17 protein-coding genes are annotated in these 23,243 nt (G+C 44.1%); 1 reads left to right on the top strand and 16 read right to left on the bottom strand.

Annotation, left to right across the window (positions count from 1 at the left end):
- Positions 1 to 300: 300 nt before the first annotated feature.
- The 13 genes from AC0VYE_RS11305 to AC0VYE_RS11245 form a co-directional block, all read right to left on the bottom strand.
- Positions 301 to 1,803, bottom strand: coding sequence for a response regulator transcription factor (locus AC0VYE_RS11305; protein ID WP_475447954.1), 1,503 nt, complete (start codon positions 1,801 to 1,803; stop codon positions 301 to 303).
- The gene (locus AC0VYE_RS11300) at positions 1,803 to 3,626 is read right to left on the bottom strand and encodes a sensor histidine kinase (RefSeq protein ID WP_475447953.1); all 1,824 of its coding nucleotides are present in this window, start codon (positions 3,624 to 3,626) and stop codon (positions 1,803 to 1,805) included. The genes AC0VYE_RS11305 and AC0VYE_RS11300 overlap by 1 nt, the downstream gene beginning before the upstream one ends.
- 372 nt (positions 3,627 to 3,998) lie before the next feature.
- Positions 3,999 to 6,335: a glycosyl hydrolase family 18 protein gene (locus AC0VYE_RS11295; protein WP_475447951.1), complete on the bottom strand. Its 2,337-nt coding sequence runs from the start codon at positions 6,333 to 6,335 to the stop codon at positions 3,999 to 4,001.
- A gap of 489 nt (positions 6,336 to 6,824) precedes the next feature.
- Positions 6,825 to 9,149, bottom strand: coding sequence for an ABC transporter permease (locus AC0VYE_RS11290; protein ID WP_475447949.1), 2,325 nt, complete (start codon positions 9,147 to 9,149; stop codon positions 6,825 to 6,827).
- A 2-nt stretch (positions 9,150 to 9,151) separates the two neighbouring features.
- Complete coding sequence (locus tag AC0VYE_RS11285; protein ID WP_475447947.1) at positions 9,152 to 9,856, bottom strand: ABC transporter ATP-binding protein; 705 nt, start codon at positions 9,854 to 9,856, stop codon at positions 9,152 to 9,154.
- Positions 9,857 to 10,164: 308 nt separating this feature from the next.
- Entirely contained in the window at positions 10,165 to 10,788 is a 624-nt protein-coding gene (locus tag AC0VYE_RS11280) for a hypothetical protein (RefSeq protein ID WP_475447945.1), read from the bottom strand.
- Positions 10,785 to 12,485: a S41 family peptidase gene (locus AC0VYE_RS11275; protein ID WP_475447943.1), complete on the bottom strand. Its 1,701-nt coding sequence runs from the start codon at positions 12,483 to 12,485 to the stop codon at positions 10,785 to 10,787. The genes AC0VYE_RS11280 and AC0VYE_RS11275 overlap by 4 nt, the downstream gene beginning before the upstream one ends.
- Before the next feature lie 73 nt (positions 12,486 to 12,558).
- Positions 12,559 to 13,950 (bottom strand): sensor histidine kinase, encoded by a 1,392-nt coding sequence (locus tag AC0VYE_RS11270; protein ID WP_475447941.1) that lies wholly within the window; start codon positions 13,948 to 13,950, stop codon positions 12,559 to 12,561.
- Entirely contained in the window at positions 13,947 to 14,627 is a 681-nt protein-coding gene (locus AC0VYE_RS11265) for a response regulator transcription factor (RefSeq protein ID WP_475447940.1), read from the bottom strand. The genes AC0VYE_RS11270 and AC0VYE_RS11265 overlap by 4 nt, the downstream gene beginning before the upstream one ends.
- A 273-nt stretch (positions 14,628 to 14,900) precedes the next feature.
- Positions 14,901 to 15,947 (bottom strand): LLM class flavin-dependent oxidoreductase, encoded by a 1,047-nt coding sequence (locus tag AC0VYE_RS11260; RefSeq protein WP_475447938.1) that lies wholly within the window; start codon positions 15,945 to 15,947, stop codon positions 14,901 to 14,903.
- A 226-nt stretch (positions 15,948 to 16,173) separates the two neighbouring features.
- Entirely contained in the window at positions 16,174 to 17,022 is an 849-nt protein-coding gene (locus AC0VYE_RS11255; RefSeq protein ID WP_475447936.1) for a formylglycine-generating enzyme family protein, read from the bottom strand.
- Positions 17,023 to 17,328: 306 nt separating this feature from the next.
- Positions 17,329 to 17,967 carry a glycoside hydrolase family 11 protein gene (locus AC0VYE_RS11250; RefSeq protein ID WP_076269489.1) on the bottom strand — a complete coding sequence of 213 codons (639 nt, stop codon included), beginning with the start codon at positions 17,965 to 17,967 and terminating at the stop codon, positions 17,329 to 17,331.
- 488 nt (positions 17,968 to 18,455) lie between these two features.
- Positions 18,456 to 19,385: a nucleoside hydrolase gene (locus AC0VYE_RS11245; RefSeq protein WP_475447934.1), complete on the bottom strand. Its 930-nt coding sequence runs from the start codon at positions 19,383 to 19,385 to the stop codon at positions 18,456 to 18,458.
- Positions 19,386 to 19,526: 141 nt separating this feature from the next.
- On the opposite strand from AC0VYE_RS11245, the gene AC0VYE_RS11240 reads away from it, so the two are divergent.
- A complete protein-coding gene (locus AC0VYE_RS11240; RefSeq protein WP_475447932.1) occupies positions 19,527 to 20,276 on the top strand; it encodes a helix-turn-helix transcriptional regulator in 750 nt (249 codons plus the stop codon).
- 21 nt (positions 20,277 to 20,297) lie between these two features.
- On the opposite strand, the gene AC0VYE_RS11235 is transcribed toward AC0VYE_RS11240, so the two are convergent.
- The 3 genes from AC0VYE_RS11235 to AC0VYE_RS11225 all read right to left on the bottom strand — a co-directional run bounded on the left by AC0VYE_RS11235 (position 20,298) and on the right by AC0VYE_RS11225 (position 23,186).
- A complete protein-coding gene (locus AC0VYE_RS11235) occupies positions 20,298 to 20,867 on the bottom strand; it encodes an SF0329 family protein (RefSeq protein ID WP_475447930.1) in 570 nt (189 codons plus the stop codon).
- A 146-nt stretch (positions 20,868 to 21,013) separates the two neighbouring features.
- Complete coding sequence (locus AC0VYE_RS11230) at positions 21,014 to 21,928, bottom strand: metallophosphoesterase family protein (RefSeq protein WP_475447928.1); 915 nt, start codon at positions 21,926 to 21,928, stop codon at positions 21,014 to 21,016.
- Entirely contained in the window at positions 21,921 to 23,186 is a 1,266-nt protein-coding gene (locus AC0VYE_RS11225; RefSeq protein ID WP_475447926.1) for an alpha-L-fucosidase, read from the bottom strand. The genes AC0VYE_RS11230 and AC0VYE_RS11225 overlap by 8 nt, the downstream gene beginning before the upstream one ends.
- Between the last annotated feature and the right edge of the window lie 57 nt (positions 23,187 to 23,243).

Below are 23,243 nucleotides of genomic sequence, written 5' to 3'. Positions count from 1 at the left end.
GTAGGCATGGACCCTTGCTCCTTTCGGCAGCCGTCCATCGTTGCCTCTTTTTGCATCACTGATGCTGTAAGTTACAATATGATGAATACGCTTCCATAAAGAGCGAGCTTCCGTTCCAAGGGCCCGGGTTCCCTCGTATTTTCAGTCTAAGGGTTTATGTTTTTGATGAATACCTGCTCATTTGCTATTTTAAGGGGGGAATTTTTCCTTTTCTCAACAGAAAGTGGTTCAGGCGAGGAAACATCCAGCTTGCGAGATTGCATCGCCCGTATGTCGTCTAACTGCTTGCTAGTACTTGGATCATTCGCTCATTTTGCGTTTTGCGAAGGCGGTCGGCGTTTCGCCTGTTATTCTCTTAAACAAATGAGAGAAATGTTTGGCATCGTCGTAACCTACCAGCTCGCCGACTTCAGAAGGACGCGACGTGCCGTCGGCTAGCAGCTCCTTTGCTTTGCTGATCCGGTACCCGCTCACATAATCAGAGAAGGTGTAGCCCGTTTGGCTTTTGAACAATCTGGATAAATGTCCAAGACTGACATGATGATCAGAAGCAAACTGCTGAAGGGAAAGGTCGCCTTGATAGTTGGCATGAATCCAGTTCATCAACACCGGAATGAGCCCTTTTGGCTTCTGTTCCTTTGATGTGTGTTTCCCTGCAATCCCGAATACTGCTGCCGTAAGCCATTCCTTGATTGGCTCATAGTCGGTCACTTCGTGCAGCAAGCTCATATCCTCTTGTAGTAGAATCGATGATTCTGCTTGCAAATTGAACTTCAACGAATAGAACAAATCACTAGCAAACTGTACCAGCTGCTTTTGGGTGACCTCTTTGTACTGAAGTCCCTTGACGATACGCGATATCGTATCTCGTCCTCTTGCCATATCGCCCTCTTTAACCTGTGCTTGCAGTGCACGCACCTTTACCCATATTTCGGAAATATCAGGCACAGCCAGCTTCATATCCGGTAATGCCAAGGTCGGCTCGCCGATTCGCAAATGCTCTTCAAGCTGCTTGCCAAGGCGGATGAAGCTGCGATTCAGGCTCTCGTGCTCTTTCTTTATTGTGAAGCTCACATGGAGAAGAATGCCATGGGTATTCACATACTCGAAGAGCGATTGAAGCTTTGTCTTTAGCGACTGCGTAAATGCTTCATTCCCAGCAGGCAGCAGCAGTACTCTGCGGCGGCCGTCAATCGTAATGCAGTGACTATCCTGCTCCTTGTTCAAGACGCTCACGAAATGCGCGAGAATATCCGATGCCTCAAGCCCAGCATCCTTCCATGTAAGCGGCGATGCCCAGTTCTCCAGAAGCAGCAGCACCATGAACAAACGCTGCTGCTCTGCTTCGGCAGGCTTAACATGCTCCATCGCATCCGCCGCCAGCAGCCGTTGCAGAAGTGACCATGCAACACGGTCGCTCCGGCTGCGTGACTCGTCTTCAATACGCGCAAGCAAGCGGTCTACCGCCTTGTAAAGCGTCTCTTTCTTAACAGGCTTCAGCAAGTAGTCCGTCACGCCAGTTTGCATACCCCGCTGTGCATATGCAAAATCGTCATGGACACTGAGAATGATACCTTTGACGTCAGTATGACTGCGGCCAAGCTCAGCCAGCAGTTCCACACCGTCAATGCCTGGCATTGTAATGTCGGTCAACACAAGATGCGGGACTACGGATTTCGCTGCTTCCAGCGCATCTTCCCCGTTCTCAAACGTAAGCACCCGATGCTGCGGCTCGTATCGCTTAAAGAGGGCCTCGAGCTCCGCAAGCGCCCACCGCTCGTCTTCTACCAAAAATATATTCATCAGTCAGCCTCTCCCTTCACCTTGACGAATCGTTCATACGGGAACGTCAACCTAACCGTCGTTCCACGGTCAGGAGAACTTATCAGCTCTACTCCATATTTGATGCCATGGAACAGCTTGATTCGCTGTGCGATATTGGAAAGGCCTATACCCTGCCCCTCCTCGTCGTAAGCGTCCACCGCCTGTACTCTCTCCAACCTTCGGCGCAGCATGTGGATGCGTTCCTCTTCAATACCACTACCGTTGTCGGATACTTCGATAATCAGTTCACTGCCAAGCCTCTTAACAGCGATGTCGATTCGACCGCCTGATTTGACCTTGCTCAGTCCGTGAACGATCGCGTTCTCAATTAGCGGCTGAACGGTAAGCTTCAGCACCGATGCTTGCAGCAGCGCTTCCGGCACGTCCATATTGAACTCAAATCGATTGCCGAATCGATGCTGCTGAATATTCATGTAATTGCTTATATGCTCCATCTCGTCATGCAGCGGGATAGGATGATGAAGATTTGTCATACTGTATTTGAACAGCTCGGCCAGCGATTCTGCCATCTCGGCAACCTCTTCGATGCCTCGAACCCTGCTGATAGACTTCATAATGTTAAGCGTGTTATACAAAAAATGAGGGTTGATCTGCGCCTGCAGTGCCGATAGCTGCGCATTCTTCTCCGCCAGTTTGGATGTGTACACTTCGCTAATTAAGCGTGTAATACTATCCAGCATATTGTTGTAGATACGGCTCAGACGGCCGATCTCATTGTTGCCGGCCACCTCCATTCTCTGGCTCAAATCCCCCTGCTCGACACGCGCCATCTTTTTCATTAAATTACGGAGCGGAAGCGTCATCTGATAAGACAGCATATAGGACACGAACGCAATCAGCCCCATCGCGAGCAGGCCAACGAGAATGAGAATATAACTAGAATGTTTCTGCTTGGACAGCAGAAATTCGTTCGGAATTAGAATTAACGTATTCCATTTCGTATAGGAGGATTTCGACGTTGTATAAATATAGCTCACGCCGTTCCACACCACCTCATTCGATTCATGATTGCCTTGGAAGATGGAAAGATCAATTCCAGTGTCCTTGCTGCCCGTCAGCTCATTCCTGTCGTCATAGACGACGCTGCCTTCATCGGTAATGATGAACGCTCTCATATTCCGTTCAACGTCGTTGCTGTCGGAATTGACGAGCATGTCCTTGATGACATTTACGTTAATATTAATTTTCATATAGCCTAAAACATCAAGGTATGGAATGCGGCTGATGTTCCGTACGAAGGATATCACCTGAGCTTCACGATCACCGCCCGTATTTTCCGCCGTGACGGGCAGCAGCAGAAATTTGGCTCCCGGCATATCCAGCCGATTCTGATACCAGCTCTCGCTTTGAAGATTGAAGCTTATCTTAGGTCCCCCCGCCTTTGATACAAAATAAGCGATGTCGTCCGTGGTGAAAATATAGATGCTCTGGAGCTGAGGGCGCGGCTGAAGATGGGTGAACAGTCTATTGTTAATCGTCAGTTCAATCTGGTTCTGCGTAACGGGGTTAGGAATTCCGTAATGATCAATTAAGCTTTCTTGAATAATAGGATCGCCAATAATAGATACAGAGAGCTTCTCCATATCCTGAATATAAAGCTCAAAGGTTCGGCTGAACTGCCGAGAAATCGTGTCGGAAAGCGCTAACGTTTGATTTTTGATATCGTTTACATTTTTATAGTAGAAAATAATACAGGTCAGCATGACGATGAACAGCGATACCGCGGAGAAGACGATGAACATTTTACTCTTCAGCAAGTAGTCGTTCCAATTTTTCATCATGGCTTCTCCTTATATAAAGATGTTTCCTCTTATTTTTGCATGAGGACTCTGTGATGGAAAAAACCATTCATAAACTAGTGGAATGATGTATGCGCTGAGCGTCCCATTAAACGTAGTGATGGAAACCCTCAGCGTGACTAGCGATGCGCCTTCCTTCCGCTTAATTTGTTTAATGTATAGTATTGCAAATGCTAGACAGCAAATAATAAGGAGGAAATGAGGATTGGGAGTGTGAACTTCTATTTTCGACACGCATGCTAGTTTACCTTCCATGATTCTATTTGAGATGAATAAATAATCAACTTGTTATTCCTTTTATTTAGCCTTTAAAAAATAAAAAAAGCCGCCCTTAGGCAGGGCGGCTGCTCTTGCTTATTTCAAACCCCATAGTGCTGGCACATTCGATGGTTCCCAGCCAGCTAATGACGTATGAGGCTGAATACAATAATAGGTTTTGCCTCCGTAAGTAACGAGATCGTTTGCTTTGTAGCTTACATTAGGTGCCCAAGCACTTACCGTCCCACCGTTAGCATCAGTCGTAGCGGCAACTGATGTGCCGCTCGAAACATTGCCCGCGGCATCTTTCGCCACTACAGTAAAGGAATAAGCCGTACTTGCAGCAAGACCGCTAATTGTTGTGCTCGTTCCCGTGACATTCACGTTGGTAGAACCATAAGTCACGGTATAACCCGTCACGCCAACGTTGTCAGTAGATGCCGTCCATGAAAGACTTACGCTGGAGGATGTTTTGGCTGTGACTTGAAGATTCGTTGGCGCTGTTGGCGAGGTTGTATCTCCCGCAGCTGGATTCGTCGTTACTGGAAGTGCATTGCTCGCTCCCGAAATATTCCCAGCTGCATCCTTCGCTGTTACAGTAAATGTATATGCCGTATTAGCAGCAAGACCGCTAATTGTCGTGCTTGTTCCCGTGACGTTCACGCTTGTAGAACCATAAGTCACGGTATAACCCGTCACGCCAACGTTGTCAGTAGATGCCGTCCATGAAAGACTTACGCTGGAGGATGTTTTGGCTGTGACTTGAAGATTCGTTGGCGCTGTTGGCGAGGTTGTATCTCCCGCAGCTGGATTTGTCGTTACCGAAAGCGCATTGCTCGCTCCCGAAATGTTGCCAGCCGCATCCTTCGCTTTCACAGTAAACGTGTAGGCTGTATTAGCAGCAAGCCCACTAATTGTCGTGCTTGTTCCCGTGACGTTTACGCTTGTAGAACCATAAGTCACGGTATAACCCGTCACGCCAACGTTGTCAGTGGACGCACCCCAAGCTAATGTTACACTATTTGATGTTTTTGCAGTGGATTGAAGGTTGCCCGGTACCGATGGCGCAATGATATCTGCACTACCGGATCCTGCCAAATCGCTCGCCAGCTTGTTTAATAGAACTTTGTTTCGGTCACCGCTAAACTCCCAGAACATGGCACCGCCAAGCCCTTTGTTTTGAATGAAGGCTGTCTTGTGCACGAGTGATTCTGTATCATCGTAGGAGATAAAAGTACGTTTAACAGCGTTATATAAGTAAGGTACTTTCGCTGTATCATTCCAATAACGTGTGTAGCCGTTTTTATTAATGTAGTTGTTTTCGAGATCTGTATAATCAAATAACCCCGCTTCCCATGTACCTGCAGGTACGCCAGAGCAGCTTTGATACTGCCCATTACCGGTCGCTGCGCAATTGGCCCAGCCCCGACCATAGAAAGGAACTCCCAACACAATTTTACTAGCTGGAACACCGGCATCCAAGTGCCCTTGCACGCCAGACGCACTGTTATAAGTTGCTGCGTTTGGAACGCCCGCCGCCGCTGCTGCAGGATCATAATTCAGCGGAGCATTGTGGGCGCTTACGGTTTGCCAGCCACCGTTGAAATCATATGTCATAATGTTGATCCAATCGACAATCGCAGCAATATTACCTAGCTCGGTATTTTGTGCATACGTCGGACTTGCACCTGAGGCTATCGTCAGCAAATAAGTTTTACCATCCGCCGCACCCGCAGCATTAAGCTTCTCGCGAATCTTCTGAAGCAGCAGCGTATAGTTTTGCTTATCAGCGGCCCTTACGCTATTGCCAGCTAACCCTCCGCTCACCGGATATTCCCAGTCGAGATCAACGCCATCGAATTGATATTTTCGCAGGAAGTCTACCGCTGAATTAGCGAATGTCTCCCTTGTGGCCGCACTGGCCGCAACATCAGAGAAACGGTTCGACCAACTCCATCCGCCTACGGAGATAATTGTTTTTAAATGAGGATTAGCTTGCTTCTGCTTTATCAGCTGCCCAAGATTTCCCTTTATCGGCTTATCCCACGTATCCCCCGGGAACGCTTTCCCTGTGTCGATCCAAGGATCGCCTAATACGATTGTCCCATTTGGCACGTTAATCGTACCCACTTCGTCCTGACAAGCCCATGTCACAGGATTAGGCCCTGTCGGATCTGAATTTCCGTGAATGCCATTCCAACAAATATCTGCAAACGCATAGTTAATATGAGTCACCTTGCTAACATCCATATCCATGACATTGTAATTTCTGCCATAGGCACCCCAAGAGGGATAATACCCAATTATCTTTGAATTTGAAGCTGCTTCTACCTTCTGTCCACCAAATGCTAGGGAGTAAAACAATGAGAGGATGAGAAAAGCAACCAACAGGATAACACTACTTTTTCGTACCGATGCTCCGCCTAGTACCATTTCTTAAATACACCTCTTCCTTCGATTTTGAAATCGCTTTCAATAAATGAATATCAAATAGACTCTGCTCAGTCACCTCCTAAAGTAAGGATAAAAACAAAGGAAAACCGTCACATCATAGTTCTGCTAAGTCGTTTGAACAAGAGAAAAGAAGATTGCACAAAGAAGATCGGGGGGGGAAAAGCGGTGTAAAGCGAGTATCTGATATGTTTCTCCCTTTATTGTACGAGGTAGCTCCATAACCAAAAAGAAGGTTGATTATGTTATTAAGGGATAAATATCTCTTATTCTTTGAAAATGGGTTTTTATTTCAACTTCATAGAAACCAGAATCGTTTAATATTATCCTTCTATAGCCATTTATCCCCTCTGAGTTCTTTATTAGCAAAAGGTATCACAGCACAAAAAAACACGCTAAACTATAGCGTGTTTAACATAAATGCCTTGTGAATCTTCGAAAATCTTACTCTAATGAAACGATCAATACGTTCTATTCCATACTTTTCAATGATTCAATCATATTGATTTGAGAAACTTTTCGCCGAAGCAGTAAATTAGAAAGCGTAGTAAGTAAGAACGCAAGCAGAATAGAAACTAACATGATCGTTATGTTTAATTTATCTGGGATTTGCTGATGGGGACTCGACAATGCCTGAACAATAATGGTGTAAATATAGCCGCTAATCGGTAACGCTACAATTACCGCAAAGGCGGTTAAAATGATATTTTCGGAAAAGATAAGCCGGTTTATTTTATTTTTTTGATAGCCTAATACCTTTAGTGTTGCAAGCTCACGAATCCTTTCATAAATGTTAATGGAAGATATCGTATAGATAGCCCCAAAGGAAAGTATGACCGCACAAATGATAAACATAATGAATACAAAACTATTTTGCCTCAAAATATATTGCGCGGATTTCTTTAGATCATCCTTATCTGCAATGGTGTCTACACGTTGATCCTGCTCAAAGAAATTACGAACGCTTATCAGATCCACCGAGCTGTTCGCTTTAACTAAAACCGAGGTTGGGCGATAGTCTATGCCTAAGCTATTCACATATTCGGGTGTGCTATAAAACGAAGGATTCGAATACTGATTAGATATTTTTAAAACCTTCATGTTCACCGATTTTTGGTTAAGCTCTGGTGCTGTAAATTCCATTTGGATCGTATCGCCTTCAGCTATATGATACTTGTCAGCGTAAGATTTGGGTATTAGTACACCATTGTTTTCTAAACGAATTCTTTTATCATTTTCATCAAAGAAATGAATAAGGTCGTTTTCTTTTTCCGTAACAACTAATGTGGCATTTTCTTTGACATCTTCTTTTATAAAGGCAACAGGAAAGGTGGATAATCTATGATTTTTCGCAATATTGGAAGGGAGATTAATCGAATCAGAAGATGTTCCTATTGCATAATCGACTCTCAAATCATAGGTATACACCTCTTCAACTTGATCAGCCACCTTCACCAAAGACATTTGTGTGCCAAATGCAGTGATCAATAAAACAGTGCTTACAACAACACCAACGGAGCTCGCTAAAGCTTTTTGTTTATTTAAAAATATATTTCTCAAAATGAGCTTATGACTGTAGGAAATTCGGCTCCAAATACCCGGAATTTTTTCAATGAGCAGCTTCTTCATCTTCTTTGGCGGTTTAGGACGCATCGCCTGGGCTGCACGCTCATTTAATATCGTTCTGCCACTAAAGTAACATGACAGGATTCCAAAAGCGCTGGAGAAAATAATTGGAGGAATAATAGAAAATATTGAAAGTGTGAATGAAATATCAGGCATAGAGTAAGCTCTTGCATTCGACGCTGTAATTAATGGAATAAATACAATAGCGGATATGACATAACCAAGGATAGAACCTATGATGCTTGCCAGCACAGGATACCCCATATAATGAAGCATAATATTTCTGTTTTTTACACCCAAAGCTTTCATAATGCCTACTTGGTTTCTTTGTGAATCAATAATTCTCGACATCGTAAGGAACAGAATAATTGCTTCAATCAAAAAGAGAACAAGAGGTATAACCTTACTCATCAATTTATTATTATGTATCGTTTGGTTCAATTGAGAGTAATTGAAAGACCGTTCTTTACTTTCTTGGGTTAAATAAGGGAGTGGTTTGGATTGAACCTCAATGGTTTGACCTATTTTATCAATATCGTAACCCTCTTGCGCCTCAATCATGACTTCATTATAGTAAAAGCCGTCTGCGATTGCAGGAATTGTCGCTTCGCTAATATAAGCGATTCCGCTGGTTTTATGGTCCTGCGTTTCGTTCTTTTTAGTATGTTCAACATTCTCAATCAAGCCGCTAATTGTAAAATTAAAGTTACTTCCATTCCTGCTAATACTGATTGTGTCACCTAGTTGAAAATGATGTTCCTTGGCATAAGCGGAATCTATTACGATTTCATCCTGTTTTGACGGGATATTGCCCATAATGATCGTAGGCGTATTTATCTCATTTTTTTCAGGAATGGAATGGATTTTCAAAATCGCTTTATAATCTTTAAAAGCTTGCGTGGCATCAAAGCTATACCGTCCTTCTATTTTATGAATACCTGCAATCTCGCTTAGACGAGCCACATCATCGCTTGAAATTTGGCTGTAGTATACATTTAAGTCGCTTAAATGATGTTCTTTAAAATAAACCTTCGTATACGCGCCAAGATTGTCGCTCAAAGTTACAAGCCCCGTATAGAAGAAAGCTCCTACTGCGATAACCAAAACAAAAGCTATAAATTGTCCTATCGATTGTTTGATATCCCTTAATGATTTTAGTAACAATTTCATAATTACCACTCAATCCCTTCAACACTTTGTTTTTCCTCATTTATAGTGATGCTCTCTATCATTCCGCTTTTAACCTTTATGACTTTATCAGCCATAGGAGCAATTGCAGAGTTATGAGTGACCACAACAACGCTTTTTTTCGTATCTTTGTTCAAATCTTGAAGAAGCTTCAAGACAGACTTGCCCGTTACATAATCCAAAGCTCCGGTGGGCTCATCACAAAGCAATAGTAAAGGGTTTTTGGCAACCGCTCTCGCGATAGCAACTCTTTGCTGTTCCCCTCCAGATAACTGGGAAGGGAAGTTTTTGATTCGGTCTTTTAATCCCACTTTATGTAAAATATCTTTAGCGTCCAAATGGTTTTTGCATACTTCCGTAGCAAATTCAACATTCTCTAGCGTGTTTAAATTCGGAATCAAATTGTAAAATTGAAATACAAAACCTACCTTCTCACCACGGTATTCTGTTAATTTTTTTTCGCCTAATCTTGTGATTTCATGGTCACCAACAAACACTTGACCTGAAGTAGCTGTATCCATACCGCCAAGTATGTTCAAAATTGTACTTTTACCGGCACCGCTTGCACCTAAAATGACAACGAATTCCCCCTCTGCTATGGAAAAATCAACACCCGCTAGCGCCTTAATTGTCACTTCACCTATGTTGTATTCTTTCGTTACATTTTTGAAATCGATTAACTTTTTCACTACTTTCATCTCCTCGTATCCTATTTTTTTAGAACATGGTTTGTTGTTTCACCGGTTAACTTATGGAGGCAACGCCCCATTACTGCACTATTTTTCCATCATATACCATCCAAAAGAAATGACCTTCCCTCAGTCGATGTATTTTGCGCTCGGTCTCCAGAAGGAGTTTGATCGATCTATTGTCACGGTATCGTCAACAAAATCTGATGATAGCCCCTCAGTTATGATTGTTAACTCCACTTGCTCACAAAAAAAGGAGCAGCCTGTAATAGGCTACTCCTCTTGAATAATAACTTTTCACTTAAGCTTCAGCTCAATTTCTTAATCAGTTTCTCCACACGCTTTCGTTTTGTATCCTTTTCAATATCGCCCAGTCGTAAGGAAAGCGTCTTTATGAAAAGGGCTTTGTTATTATCGTTAACGATGGCTATTGCATTCTCCGCATACATTGGTAGCTGATTGGTCGGACATTTCTTAAGCTGTTCGATGAGTAATGTGAATGCATGATCCGCATATGGTTTGAGCGAACAAAGTTTAATCAGAATATTTACCCCGTGATCTTTGGTGATTACTGAACCTTTGTCCGTAATATCAACAATTCTCTCTAGTGCTAAATATATGACTTCCGGATTTTCAAGAGTTATCGCATCTAGTGCTGTCATAGCCCCCCAAACAAGTCGATTGTTTCCATGATCAAGCAATGTTACGAATTCTTTGCAGTATTCAGCAATTAAAGATGGCCTAAGATCTCCAATCTCATAGAGAACTTTAATGCAATCGCTTTGGATGTTCTTGTCATTGTTATGCAAGTTATCAACTAGTTCAATTACCGCTCCCTTATCATCTCGATCGGCAATATATTTCGCCAGCTCCTGGTTAGGACCTTCGTCTTTGCGGTTAAGTGACGATGCTAATTTGTCAATTATGGTCATCTGTTTTTCTCCTTCAAAAAATCTATTGCATAATTCAATTCCACGTCTTGCCCATCGATATATTTCATCTTAAACGTTTGCTCATTCATCGGAACCGTGATATCGGGAGCCGCTCCGCCAAATCCGCGTTCATCGCTATCGCCTTGAATCGTTTTGTCTTGATTAAGAGATCTGCCATCCGGAAACTGCACGATATATCCTCCCGGCATTTTCATTTCTATAGGAGCGGATACGACTCCGAACGAACCGTTCGTGGACGCAAAGCCGATAATCTTGACATTTTGCATTCCTTTTAAGAACAAAGGCAATCCTTCCCCTGAGCTCGCGGTGTTAGAATTAATGAGGACCGCGATTTTCCCTGAAAAGTAAATATGCGAAGGATGAATGGTTCTGGTTTCGGCGCGGTTGATTTCGAAACGACCCGTATTTCGATTGTAGTAACTGACGTATTCATAGATCTTCTCCTCGTTCACAAAATGTCCTGCCATTTGGGCAACAAGGTCGTCGTCTCCGCCCGGATTATCGCGTAAATCGATGATGATTCCCTTTACACTTTTCTCTTGAAACTCTTTTAATAGGTCGTCCAGCGCTTGTGCGGGATCGGATTGCGTCGTTCCGGGAAGAAAATATCTGATTTTCACATACCCGTATTCCTCTCGAAGGACCTCGCCTTCTACGGGAGGATCTTCTTTTTTTAGCTTAATTTTCGTTTTCTTCAAGGTCTCGTATTGATCGTCGTAGGCTGTAAGCGTCGCAGTCTTGCTCGCTTCATCATCCCGATTCCGAAATTCGACTTGGATTTCTTTGCCGATTGGAGCTCTTGCCAAGAAACGCCCTTGATTTTGAATTCGATCTCCTTCGGTTGCCGATGGGTTCTCGCTCCAGGACGTTTGGTCCAATGCTTCCCGAACGTTTTTCCCGTCCCACGAAATGATTTCGGCACCGAGCTTGATTCCGCTTTTGTCAGCCGGGCTGCCAGCTAACAGTAAGCTAACCAATACCTTGCCGTTATCCAATTGAACGGCGCTAATTCCGAATCCGCCGCCGACTTCATTTTTAAACGTGTTATTATCGTCGTAAAGATGTTCATTCGCGATTTCGATATGTCCGTCGCGGAAAGAAAAGAGGTAATCCCTTAAAGTTTTATAGTAGAGGCTCGAATCATGGTTGCTTTCCGCTTGGAGGAAAAGAGGCTCGTATTTCTTTTTCTTTGCCTCCCAATCGATTTTTTTCCAGTCTCCGAAAGGGTATTCGGCGGACAGTCTTTCGTTCATCGCGATAAAAGCTTTGGAATAGCTCTTATGGCTTAAATCGCTCACCGGATTGTATCGAACTTCTCCCGCAACGGTTAATGCCAATAACGTAGGAAGGGTACCAAGGACGCAAACGATAACCATGACAAAGCGAAATTTCGAAGACATCTGCTTAGTAGCCGGTTTAAAGACTCTTCTCGCAGTACTTAAGAATAGGATGGCCGTAGAGGAGTAAATCAGCAGAGCCAGTATAGAGGCGTCACCATTCATAAGGCTAATAATCGCAATGATTACACCTGCGCTCGGTATAAAATCCAACCAGCGGTTATTTTTGAGAAGGGGCCAAGCATACCTCAGCAAGACGAACAAGTTTAGTGCACATAAGATCATTTCCCAGACAGTCAACCATTTTAATGAATCGAAAACATCTTGAATAAAGCTCATCGTTTCTATTCCTCCGATCAGTTATATGTGAATCGAACTGAGTGTATTGGAGAAATATGAACGGAGCGTGAACTTATTTGCAAATGGCGGAATCGTTATGCAAGGCAGCGGGAAGCGTCACGGTAAACGTCGTGCCCAGTCCGACGGTGCTCTTCACCTCTATGCTTCCGCGATGGAGAGCAACGATTTTGTGGGAGATGGCAAGTCCGAGACCATTGCCGCTTCGGTCTTGGGCCCGCGACTTGTCCGCTTTGTAGAAGCGCTCGAAAATAGAGCTTAAATCGTCCGGTGCAATGCCGATCCCGGAATCGCTTATCGCAACGGCAATCTCATGAGGATGAGGCCGGCTGATCGCGATGAGAACTTGACCGGCGCGGGGCGTGAACTTAATGGCATTCCCGAGCAAATTCATCCAAACTTGATTGAGTTGATCTCGGTCGGCCGTTATCCGTGCGCCGGCTCCCGAAGGGGACTCTATGTCGACGCGAATGCTTTTGGCCGACCACTGGGGCTCGCACGCGACGATAACTCGTCGAATTTGCTCATCTAGTTTATACGATTCCATCTCGAACGGATGATGATCCGATTCAAGGGAAGCGAGCTTCAGCAAATTATCGCTGAGTCTAGATAATCTGTCGCTCTCGGTAACGATTATATCCAAGTATTGGACGCGATCGTCCTCTGCAATAAACAGATTGCCATCTTTTAGCGCCTTCGCGAATCCGGAGATGGAAGTTAACGGAGATTGGATTTCATGGGACACGTTTGATACGAAATCCTGTCGCATCCGTTCCAATTGCTTGATTTCCCTAGCCATGTCGTTGATGCTCCGAGAGAGAGTTCCGAGCTCATCTCCTCGATTGATTTTCAACTCAACCTCAAAGTCCCCTTTGGCCAACCGCTTAGTCGCATCCGTCATCGCTTGAAGAGGCTTCACCAGGTATCTGCCGGCAATGAGAATGCACAAACTTCCGATCGCAAGCATAAGGAACAGAATAGTGAATAATAATCGGAAGATCGTAATTTCGTTCTTGGAAGAGCTCTGCAAAATTAAAGCATAATGTTTTCCTTCGGAAGAAAACGGAAGGCCGACGAATGTACCGTTATCTTTTCCATGCGAACGGTACGGCTCTCCGCGAAGTACCATGCGAACCGATTCCGGGTTAATCGCTCCGACCTTCTTGCCTTTGGTCGGCACATAGGAGTTCATCCCGCCATTGCCGTCGTAAAGCTGCAAGGTATAGGAAACCAATTCAGCCATATCATTCATGAACATATCCAAATCCGGAGGATTCGTTTGCTCGTACACGCGTATTATACGATCACCGGCCATTATCATATCGTTTTTACCCGTAGCGTTCAGATCATTCTGGAATAGAGCAAGGGCGAGAAGAAGGGATGAGATCAAGCTGATGACGATGGCGGCCAGAAAAGTCAGCACGACGCGAACGTATAACGATTTCATCCCGGATTCACCGCCAGACGATAGCCGACGCTGCGTGCCGTTTCAATGCGAAAATGGCGGACGTCCCCGGCAAAGCGTTCCCGAAGCCGCTTGATATGTACATCAACGGTTCGGTCGTCGCCTTCGTAATCCATGCCCCAAATCTGGGTAATCAGCTGCTCTCTCGTAAAAATCTGCCCCGGGTGGCCGGCAAGCATGAACAGCAGCTCGAATTCTTTTAGCGGCAACGCTAATTCCTCTTCTCCCCGCATGACCTTATACGTTTTCCGATTCAGCACGATTTCGCCCAACGGTATGACCTGGGACGAGGCAATACGGGATCGCTTCAGTAACGCTTTAACCCGCATCACAAGCTCAACTGGATCAAACGGCTTCGTCATATAATCGTCGGTCCCGAGCTGGAAGCCTTTTATCTTTTGACCCGATTCGCCCTTGGCCGTTACCATCAGAAGCGGAATGTCGGGATCGCTTTTTCGAATTTCTCTGCACAAATCCCATCCGTCCATATGCGGCATCATAATGTCGAGGATGACCAGATCGATTCCTGAACCTTTGACGATAGCATGCGCATCGATTCCGTTGTCCGCCTCGGTCAGATTGAATCCTTCATTCTTCAAATAAAGGCGCATCAAGGCGCGAATGTGCGGATCATCGTCCACGATAAGAATATTGACCATATAAACAATCCTCCACTTGGAAAGCGATAGCCTTACTTATGAATGTTGAACGCTGCAATCCCCAACTTATATTTACTGGACGGACCACGCGATCGCATTCATACACAATCAGAAGCACAATATAAAAAGCAGCCAAAACGAATACAATACGGCTGCTTTAAAAGTATAACATCTTCTGATTGTCTGGAGCTTTAAAACTCAATTTTCTGGTAAAAAAATGAACCAAGCATTGTGACATCACAACGATTGGTTCATTACCATCAAACACGATTTCTATGATTGGGGACTATTCCATACTGTACTAGGAACCTCTCGACGCAGCACAGGTGCAACCTCGGTGGCAAATCGTTCAATTTGCTCACGTTGCTCCATTTCTGACAAGCCATCTACACTGATGCTGACCACTTGGTGCCCATAAGCTTCATGATAGTTTAAAATCTTCTCGATCACTTTATCAGCGCTGCCGATCAAGGCAGGCCCATTTTGTACATTGTCCTCGAGGTCTTTGAAAGGCGAGTTGTTGTGCTGCGATGCAGCCGTTGCATGGAAAGCATCGTAATAGGGCCTATATCGTTTGACTGCTTCCTCTGTGGTGTTAGCTAGATATAAGCTTCCAAATCCCGAGCCAACCATTGCTTTTTGAGGATCATGGCCGTAATGGGCCAATCTCTCGCGATAATGATCGATTAATGCTTTATATTTAGCCTGGGGGTGAAACGTATTGGAGGAAAAAATCGGTTCACCATATTTCGCAGCTAATTCGGTCGACAGCGTACTAGATGCGCTTCCATGCCAGATTGGAATTGAATGTTGAAAGGGCCTTGGCTCGGTAGTCACATTATCAAGCGGTGAACGGTAGCGCCCCTGCCAGGTTACGTTCTCTTCGTTCCACAAGCGCTTCAGGAGTGCATATCGCTCTGCAAGGGATTCCCATTGTTCGTCTTCGGTAATTCCAAAAAGCGGATAGTGGCGCGGGTCGTTTCCTTTGCCAATAATCATCTCGAGTCGACCTCCCGAGAGATGATCCAGTGTGGCATAGTCCTCTGCAACACGCACTGGGTCGAGAATGCTTAAAACGGTGACCGTTGTTAGCAAACGAATCTTTACGGTTCTGGCAGCAATTGCGGTCAGGACTACTGGTGGCGAAGATGAGATAAATGGTGCTCCATGCCGCTCTCCAATGCCATAAGCATCAAAGCCAAGTTCTTCAGCTAGGACAGCCTGTTTAAGTACGTTCTCAAATTTCTGGTGGGTGGTCAATGTTTCCCCGCTTACAGCATTCGGTATGTTCATCATTAGGCTAAACAAAGCAAATTTCAAGATTTGCACTCTCCTCTCTAAGCCAGACTCCATCTCTAATAGGTTCATTTTAAACCTACCCTTTTTGAACATAAAAAAAAGCATGGATTTAATAATCCATGCTTCCGGTTGTCCAGCCAGCTTGTAATTCCGTTTAGTTTAATGTGTTTTATATTTTTTAAGTTATCATCGTTACACAGCATTGTCAATCAACGCTTTTTGACCCTTCTTCTTGGGGTTTTATCCTTTATTCGTCGCGACTCACACGAAAACCTTGATCGGGACCCATGCCATTTGCCTCAAAATTGCTCAGATAAGATAACTCGCCAACATCACCAAGCCAGCCTCCGCCCTTTACAACTCGGGTAGAGTTACTATTGCTTTCCGAGTCTCCAAACCCGTTCCAGCACCATTCCCTTACATTACCTGACATGTCGTAAAGCCCTAACTCGTTGGGTTTCTTGACACCGATGGATTTTGTTTTGTTATGGTTGTTTTCTACGATAGGCCAGTTCCATTCTCCTGATAACATTTTATCTCCAGCGTTTTTCCAATACCACGCTACATCATCTGCATTATTGCTTCCGCTGTAGGTGTAACTTTTGCTCTTCTGACCACCACCAGCAGCATATTGCCACTCTGCTTCTGTCGGCAATCGGTAACCATTCGCTCCTGCATTGATCGTTACTGTCCATTTTAGATTATCGTTTTCACTTGTATTTTTCGGATCTTTATTATTCTTGTCTATTGAGTAATACGGTGTTAATCCCTCTTTGATACTCCTCTTATTACAATACTCCACAACGTCATACCAACTCACCATTTCTACCGGCAAATTGTCGCCTTTAAATTCCGAGGGATTGCTCCCCATAATCTCAATCCACTCTTTTTGAGTTACCTCATATTTGCCGATATAAAAGTTCGATAATGCTACTTTTTCACCATAGTAGTTGGACTTCTTGTTCATAAACGGTCCGCCTTTGACTAAGACAAAGTCATCAGGTATTTTATTCGAGGTTTTATCAGGCTTTTCTTGCGAACAAGCGCTGACAACAACCATTATTGCTATGATAAGAAAAACGATTAGTTTTCTCATTGTTATATCTCCTTTAAACGTTTAGGAAAAATTATAGTCCGTGACAGACTACAATTCTCCTCTGGCAGCATCGAGGACCGTTCATCTTACGGAAAACGGTCCTCAATGCGTCCAAACTGAAGGATCCAACTGGATGGATTCTAAAAGATAATAGTCAAGTAGCATGTAGGTTCTATCATTTTTTGAAATAGATAAGGCCGCAGGCTGTGAGACCGAACGACCTTATCATGATCAAAAGATTAAACACATTCTCAACACACTAGATTCATCAGGCGCCAATCCATTGCCCTAATTGAAGATGACCTATTACCAAACCGTTACGTTAGAGCTGCCACTGCTTTGATATCCTTCTGTCGCTAACACCTGATAGGACCAACTGCTTCCGAGATTCATTCCTTTACTCTGCCATGCACTTACGTGGTTGCCAAAAGTGATAGCGACGTTGCTGCCAGTCGCTCTCTTAGACTGGCGGACACTCCAGAACTGGGTGAACGTTTTTGTGCCGTCAATGGAAGGTGCATTGACTCGTTGCGTCGTATAAATATCGTATGTTCCTCCATCACTGGACACTGTGCCTTTAAATGTTCCTGTAGGTCTATATGTGCCCCAGCTATCAACGACATAATATTCAATGAGTGAGTTTCTTGTCCATCCATAGAGAGTCAAATATCCATTGCCGGACGGCGCCCAGACACCGGCATTATAGTTTATTGTTCTAGATGGCGATCCAGTATTCCAGCCTTTACCAACCACAAAATTTCCGGTGTTTGACCAGCTGACACTGTAATTCCCACCAGATCCATTAGTAGCATTTACTGTGCCGCCACCATCGGTCCAATTTTGCCAGTAGTCAGTCGCTGCACTTGCGGATACTGCAAACAAGCTGGAAATACTCATTGAAGCTGCAATAACTAGCGTAAACACTTTCTTTTTAAACTTAAACATCTATTATTACCTCCTAAAATTTGGTTTTTGTCACTGCTTGCCTACACACTACTTGAATATTACCTTTTATAAATTTTTATAAATCTCTCTCCTTTCATTGTTTGTCGGTTGTTTTTCCTTGCAGTACACTGCGTAACTTGTCCTGTTTCAAATAACGTGAAATCTGTCCCTCCTATCCAAAGGAATTTTTCTTTCCATACAAGACAATTCATGTCTTGAATAACTAAATTATAGAAAGTAAGCGCATACATTACAACTTAACAAAATATAGATTTGCCCCCACATATTAACTAATATTTCGAAACTCTTAAGGAATCGAGGTCTGCACCCGACCCTCAATATCGTCGACATTCCCTTTTTAAAGTAAGATCTATCAAAAGAGCCCCTGTCATTCCGCTTGGAATGACAGGGGCTCTTCGCTATAACCTATTAAGCAAATGCTAGATACGTAACTACAAGACCTAAAATGAGCTAGCCTTCAACTCTTGTTATTCCACTTTGCTTAGAGCAAGCTTGGAGAACAGATCTTGAAATACCGCGTCACGGTCAATATAGCTTGCACAGCGTATCAAATGTCTTGTGCTATCCGTGCTCCAGCGGAAGTCCTCGGAAATGATTGGGCTTGGAATAAGCCGCGAAGGAACCCACTTGGGCTGATTCAGCCATGCGATAACCGAGATATCCCATATCACCCTGGAATAGGCGAAATGATCATCCTTGCAGTTTTTGTACGTCTCATAGAGGTACTCTCCAATTGCGCCGGAAGGCTTTACATAATCTCTAACCTCCGATAGTGTCGTACGAAGGTTTGAAGCGACTCCCATGCATGGGATAAGGACCAAAGGCACTCCGCAGTTCATTACGGTTCTCGATGCATGGAGATCCTGTTCGAGATTAAACTCGCGAGTGTCAGGCCAATCCAGAGCATGGCCTCCCAGCCAGACTACAACGATGCGCTCTATGATTCGCGGCTCTAGCAGAATGGCACTCGCAATATTCGTAATGGCACCGATACCGACTACATATAATGGATCATTCTTATCGCTTGCCATTGCGCGTTCTACTAGGTTTAGAGCTGCCTCGCTGCGAATCGGGGAGCTATCAGTAGGCAAATAAGCTTCGGAGCCGCGATAGACGGGGACATCCTCTCGATTCATTAGCTTAAGAATGCGAATGATTTCCTTATAGCTTTTTTCCATCCCGTCATCGGGCCCCGTAGAGAGCTCATTATGGAACGGTGCTGCATATAGAGCCTGAAGCTCTATTTTTTCTGGTGACAATAGAGCATAAATAACCGCAAATTGGTCGTCGATCTCGTTAAAGGTATCCGTATCGAGCACCATCCTAACTCTACTACCCGGTGCCTCCAACTTGCGAACCAGCTCATCTACGGGCAATGCTTCGAAATCTAGACCCATATCATCAACCTCCATTTATATAATGAATTGGCTTTTCAGCCATGCTATAATGAATTCATTTTATAAATAATTTAAATATTGTAGTAGCATCATACGGTCGTTCTATATCACGAATTGGCTACGATGACAGGAGAGCTATGAATGGCAGCCTCATTGGATTTCTTTTATCAAGAAACGAGAACGAAGCATGAGCATATTGCAATGCATCACCATCAGTGTTATGAGCTGGTTTATTACGACTGCGGTCAGGGGACAACTCGAATCGGGGATGCCGAACATGTTTTCAAGGCAGGTGATTATGCGATAATCGCACCCTGCACGCCTCACGATGAACGGCATGGCAAACCGTCGAAGGTTATGTTTACGGGATTCACCAGCACCGTCTATCCTCCCTTGAAAGAAGGAATCTACCAGGATTCCCCGTCAAGGCCTATTCTTGGCCTCATGCAGATGATGGCAAAAGAGCTTCGTGATAAGCCACCCTTCTATAAGCAATTGCTCGATAATTTGATTTCGCGCTTATATTTGGAGGTGCTGCGGGCTCATCCTGCCCAAGAACCAGATAACCGTCATGACATTATCCGATTCGCTCAGGCTTTCATCGACGAGTACTATACGCAGAAAATCGACTTCCAAGCTCTTGCCGACCAATCTGGTTATAGCTATGACCGGTTTCGTCATTTGTTCAAAGAGAAGATCAAGTTATCTCCCAGCCAATATATTTTGCAGCGTAGGATCGAGCATGCCAAAACAATGCTTAGGCATACCCCATTGCAAATATCGGTTATCGCGATGGAATGCGGCTTTTCGACGGATGCGCAGTTTTGCAGCCTGTTTAAGCGGGAAACAGAGATAACCCCGAAACAGTATAGAGAGCTCGCCGGTGACTAGATGTGAGTGAGTTACTTATTCTCATAACGTATTAAGCCTTAGTTCATAAAAATACTGCACAATAGGATGCTTTAACTTCATCTTCTCGGTCATGTTTAAAAGCCGCTTTTTCCCAATTCGTCTGTCCACCAAAGCTAGAATATTTAATAAAATATCGTTGCTCTCTAGGCTTTCCTCTATAGAAGTGGATAAAAACTTATTAGCGACAACGACAAAATTTGATTTACTTAATGATGATTGTGCTGAAAAAATTTCCTTAGCATATTCGGATAGTTTTCTGCTTCTTGCCATTACTTTTAGACGATCCTCAGGAACTTTCCCATTGGTATCTTTTCTCACCGCTTCAATTTCTTCATGGTTGATAGGAATTTCGATAGCTGAATCATTCTTAATTTCCAGCTCCGTCTGATACCATCTAATTAAAGTAGTGCTATCACTCATACTGAGTACGTTCTTTTTATCTACCGCAATATAACATTGACCTGCTTTGTCAGGTGAATAACGATAGCTGGTTGCACGATATTCGAACCTGCCAAGTAAAGCAGGAGATAGAAAACTCTCAAGCTGTTGCTTCAATTTGCTCCAGGACATATTTCCTCCTAATTTATGTTTTATATAATAAATACCTATTAAGGGATTCGTAGCATGAAAAAACCTCCACCGCTGTGAGTGGAGGCCAACATAACGCTTGTTATCCATTATAACAAATTCTAACGTTTATTGACGGTTTCAAAATATTACCCTATCGAGCGCTGCTGAGCCGATCCATCACTTAATCTCAGCCAAGTATCAAACGTTCTGGATCCCTGTTGCAATTCAATCACTCTTGCACCAATTGGAATATCCGTATCCCATATAATATAGCTTGAAGAGCGTCCATAACAAAGGCGAATGCCATGATGCTCGCCCGAATAATCATTTCCGTGATCATGCCCTGCAAAGGTCCCCATAACATCGCCCATCTCTACCATTGCGGAAAATAAACCGCTGTTAATACGAGGGCAAGAAACCTCTTCTCTTTTTTCGCCATGGCACTCAGACTTATCCCATACCTCTTGATACTCTGGCAATGGAATATGGAAGAAAGCTAGGGAAGGAATAGGTTGTCCTCCATTCTGATCGGTGAATGCCTTCGATTGTGCCGCATACCAGTCAATTTGATCTCTACGAATCCAATCGTATCCATGAATGTGAGGCAAGGCAGAATAACTGCCGCTATCCAAAAAGTATAAAGCTGCCGCGTAACGTTCATCACTACCCTGTATGCTCAACGCATAATTGCCTACACCGCTGACATGCTCAGCCGTCCGTTCAGCGGCGCAATAGCTATGGCTCAGTTGAATTTCCATAAGCTGTTCCTTTGTAATTCCTGCTTCCGAGTCGTGATTGCCGAAAATAGCAACCCACGGGACTTTCATCGCTTCTATAGTTGATACTACATCTCGGAATGACTGCTCTGGATTGCTGCAGCGCAAACTGCCAATGACATCACCTGCAAATACAACAAGATCAGGCTGCTCCGTCTCCATGACGGTTCGCATCATGTCAGCGGTTCGCTCATTTAGGTCAGCGGCATCATCCATATACTCGGTATCAGAAAACTGGACTATTTTGAATGTACCGTCTGTACGAAACTTTAATGCTTTATTCATTCCGAATCTCCCCAACATAATAAAATGATAGCTCCTTAATAGTTGGCTCGCCTTGCGACTTTGTCACGGTTAGAGAGACGCCTCGAACTTTAACAGGCGGAATTCGTACAATAGCCTTATGACCAATGTTTTGTCCCTCATATACCGTTATGGTACGATGCGATTTCTCTGTCATAATATTGATTTGAAAATTGAGAATATGCTCCCCAGAAGATAAATCCTCTTGAATAACAATATGATCAATCAGATGTGGATGAGCAGGCTCATAAATCCATTCATTCTGGTTGTGAGTACATTGCTCCAAGGTCGCGATGGGGCTGTCAAATCTTCTTCGAATTTCTGCGCCCATTGCAGCGAGTCGGCTTGTGTCTTTCGAAGGCAGCAAGCCTTGTCTATCGGGGCCGATATTCAGCAGCAAATTCGTACCGCGCCCTACCGAATAATAGTATAAGCCCATGAGCTGATCGAGACTTTTGATCGTATGCTCGTCGCTATCGCTATAAAACCAATTCGCTCGCATCTGCACATCACATTCCGCAGGCAGCCATAGCTTATCTGTCAATGCTTCCTTTTCCTCGGTCATGATCGAAAACTCAAGCGAATCCACAACATTCCAACAAGGAATCGGCGCAATGCCATCCTCATTCCCGACCCACCGGAAATCAGGATCTCCCATATTAAAAATTAAAATATTCGGTTGAAGGCGACGAATTTCTCCAATGATCCGTTTCCAATCATATTCATGATCCTCCGAGCCACAACCGTCAAACCACAAAATATCAATCTCTCCATATTGACCTAGCAGCTCTGTAATTTGATTTACAAAATAATCATCGTAAGCGCTTGCATCCTGGTTATAGAAATCCGCAGATCCGTCAAAAGGAGAATAATATAAACCAGGCTTTACATCATATTTTCGACAAGCCTCTATAAACTCCCGAACAACATCACCCTGACCATCCTTCCATGGCGATTGTTTCGTAGAGAACGAGCTATACTTCGACGGCCAATTAGAAAACCCATCATGATGCTTAGCCGTAAGTACAGCATAATTCATTCCAGCTTCCTTCGCCGTACGGATCCATTGCTCACAATCCAATTGCTGCGGGTTAAACAACTCGGGGGACATGCCTCTTGGATCAAAATCTACGTACCCTTCATAAAACGTTCGTAGACCAAAATGCACAAATAATCCGAACTCCCAGGATTGATACTCGAGCTGTTTCGGGCTTGGCTTAATAATAGAATTTACTGTCATCTTAAGCACCTCTTCTTCATTAATGGAGTATTTTTATTCACACTAGGAAATAAGCTA

Source organism: Pristimantibacillus sp. Z349TD_6 (assembly GCF_056173205.1).
The sequence above is the reverse complement of the archived record's forward strand: the minus strand, read 5'-3'. Positions and strand labels throughout refer to the sequence as shown.

Excerpts from the sequence above, each read along its gene's own strand:
- AC0VYE_RS11305 (WP_475447954.1), bottom strand. The coding sequence starts at position 1,803 with ATGAATATATTTTTGGTAGAAGACGAGCGGTGGGCGCTTGCGGAGCTC.
- AC0VYE_RS11300 (WP_475447953.1), bottom strand. The coding sequence starts at position 3,626 with ATGATGAAAAATTGGAACGACTACTTGCTGAAGAGTAAAATGTTCATC.
- AC0VYE_RS11295 (WP_475447951.1), bottom strand. The coding sequence starts at position 6,335 with ATGGTACTAGGCGGAGCATCGGTACGAAAAAGTAGTGTTATCCTGTTG.
- AC0VYE_RS11290 (WP_475447949.1), bottom strand. The coding sequence starts at position 9,149 with ATGAAATTGTTACTAAAATCATTAAGGGATATCAAACAATCGATAGGA.
- AC0VYE_RS11280 (WP_475447945.1), bottom strand. The coding sequence starts at position 10,788 with ATGACCATAATTGACAAATTAGCATCGTCACTTAACCGCAAAGACGAA.
- AC0VYE_RS11275 (WP_475447943.1), bottom strand. The coding sequence starts at position 12,485 with ATGAGCTTTATTCAAGATGTTTTCGATTCATTAAAATGGTTGACTGTC.
- AC0VYE_RS11270 (WP_475447941.1), bottom strand. The coding sequence starts at position 13,950 with ATGAAATCGTTATACGTTCGCGTCGTGCTGACTTTTCTGGCCGCCATC.
- AC0VYE_RS11265 (WP_475447940.1), bottom strand. The coding sequence starts at position 14,627 with ATGGTCAATATTCTTATCGTGGACGATGATCCGCACATTCGCGCCTTG.
- AC0VYE_RS11255 (WP_475447936.1), bottom strand. The coding sequence starts at position 17,022 with ATGAGAAAACTAATCGTTTTTCTTATCATAGCAATAATGGTTGTTGTC.
- AC0VYE_RS11250 (WP_076269489.1), bottom strand. The coding sequence starts at position 17,967 with ATGTTTAAGTTTAAAAAGAAAGTGTTTACGCTAGTTATTGCAGCTTCA.
- AC0VYE_RS11245 (WP_475447934.1), bottom strand. The coding sequence starts at position 19,385 with ATGGGTCTAGATTTCGAAGCATTGCCCGTAGATGAGCTGGTTCGCAAG.
- AC0VYE_RS11240 (WP_475447932.1), top strand. The coding sequence starts at position 19,527 with ATGGCAGCCTCATTGGATTTCTTTTATCAAGAAACGAGAACGAAGCAT.
- AC0VYE_RS11235 (WP_475447930.1), bottom strand. The coding sequence starts at position 20,867 with ATGTCCTGGAGCAAATTGAAGCAACAGCTTGAGAGTTTTCTATCTCCT.
- AC0VYE_RS11230 (WP_475447928.1), bottom strand. The coding sequence starts at position 21,928 with ATGAATAAAGCATTAAAGTTTCGTACAGACGGTACATTCAAAATAGTC.
- AC0VYE_RS11225 (WP_475447926.1), bottom strand. The coding sequence starts at position 23,186 with ATGACAGTAAATTCTATTATTAAGCCAAGCCCGAAACAGCTCGAGTAT.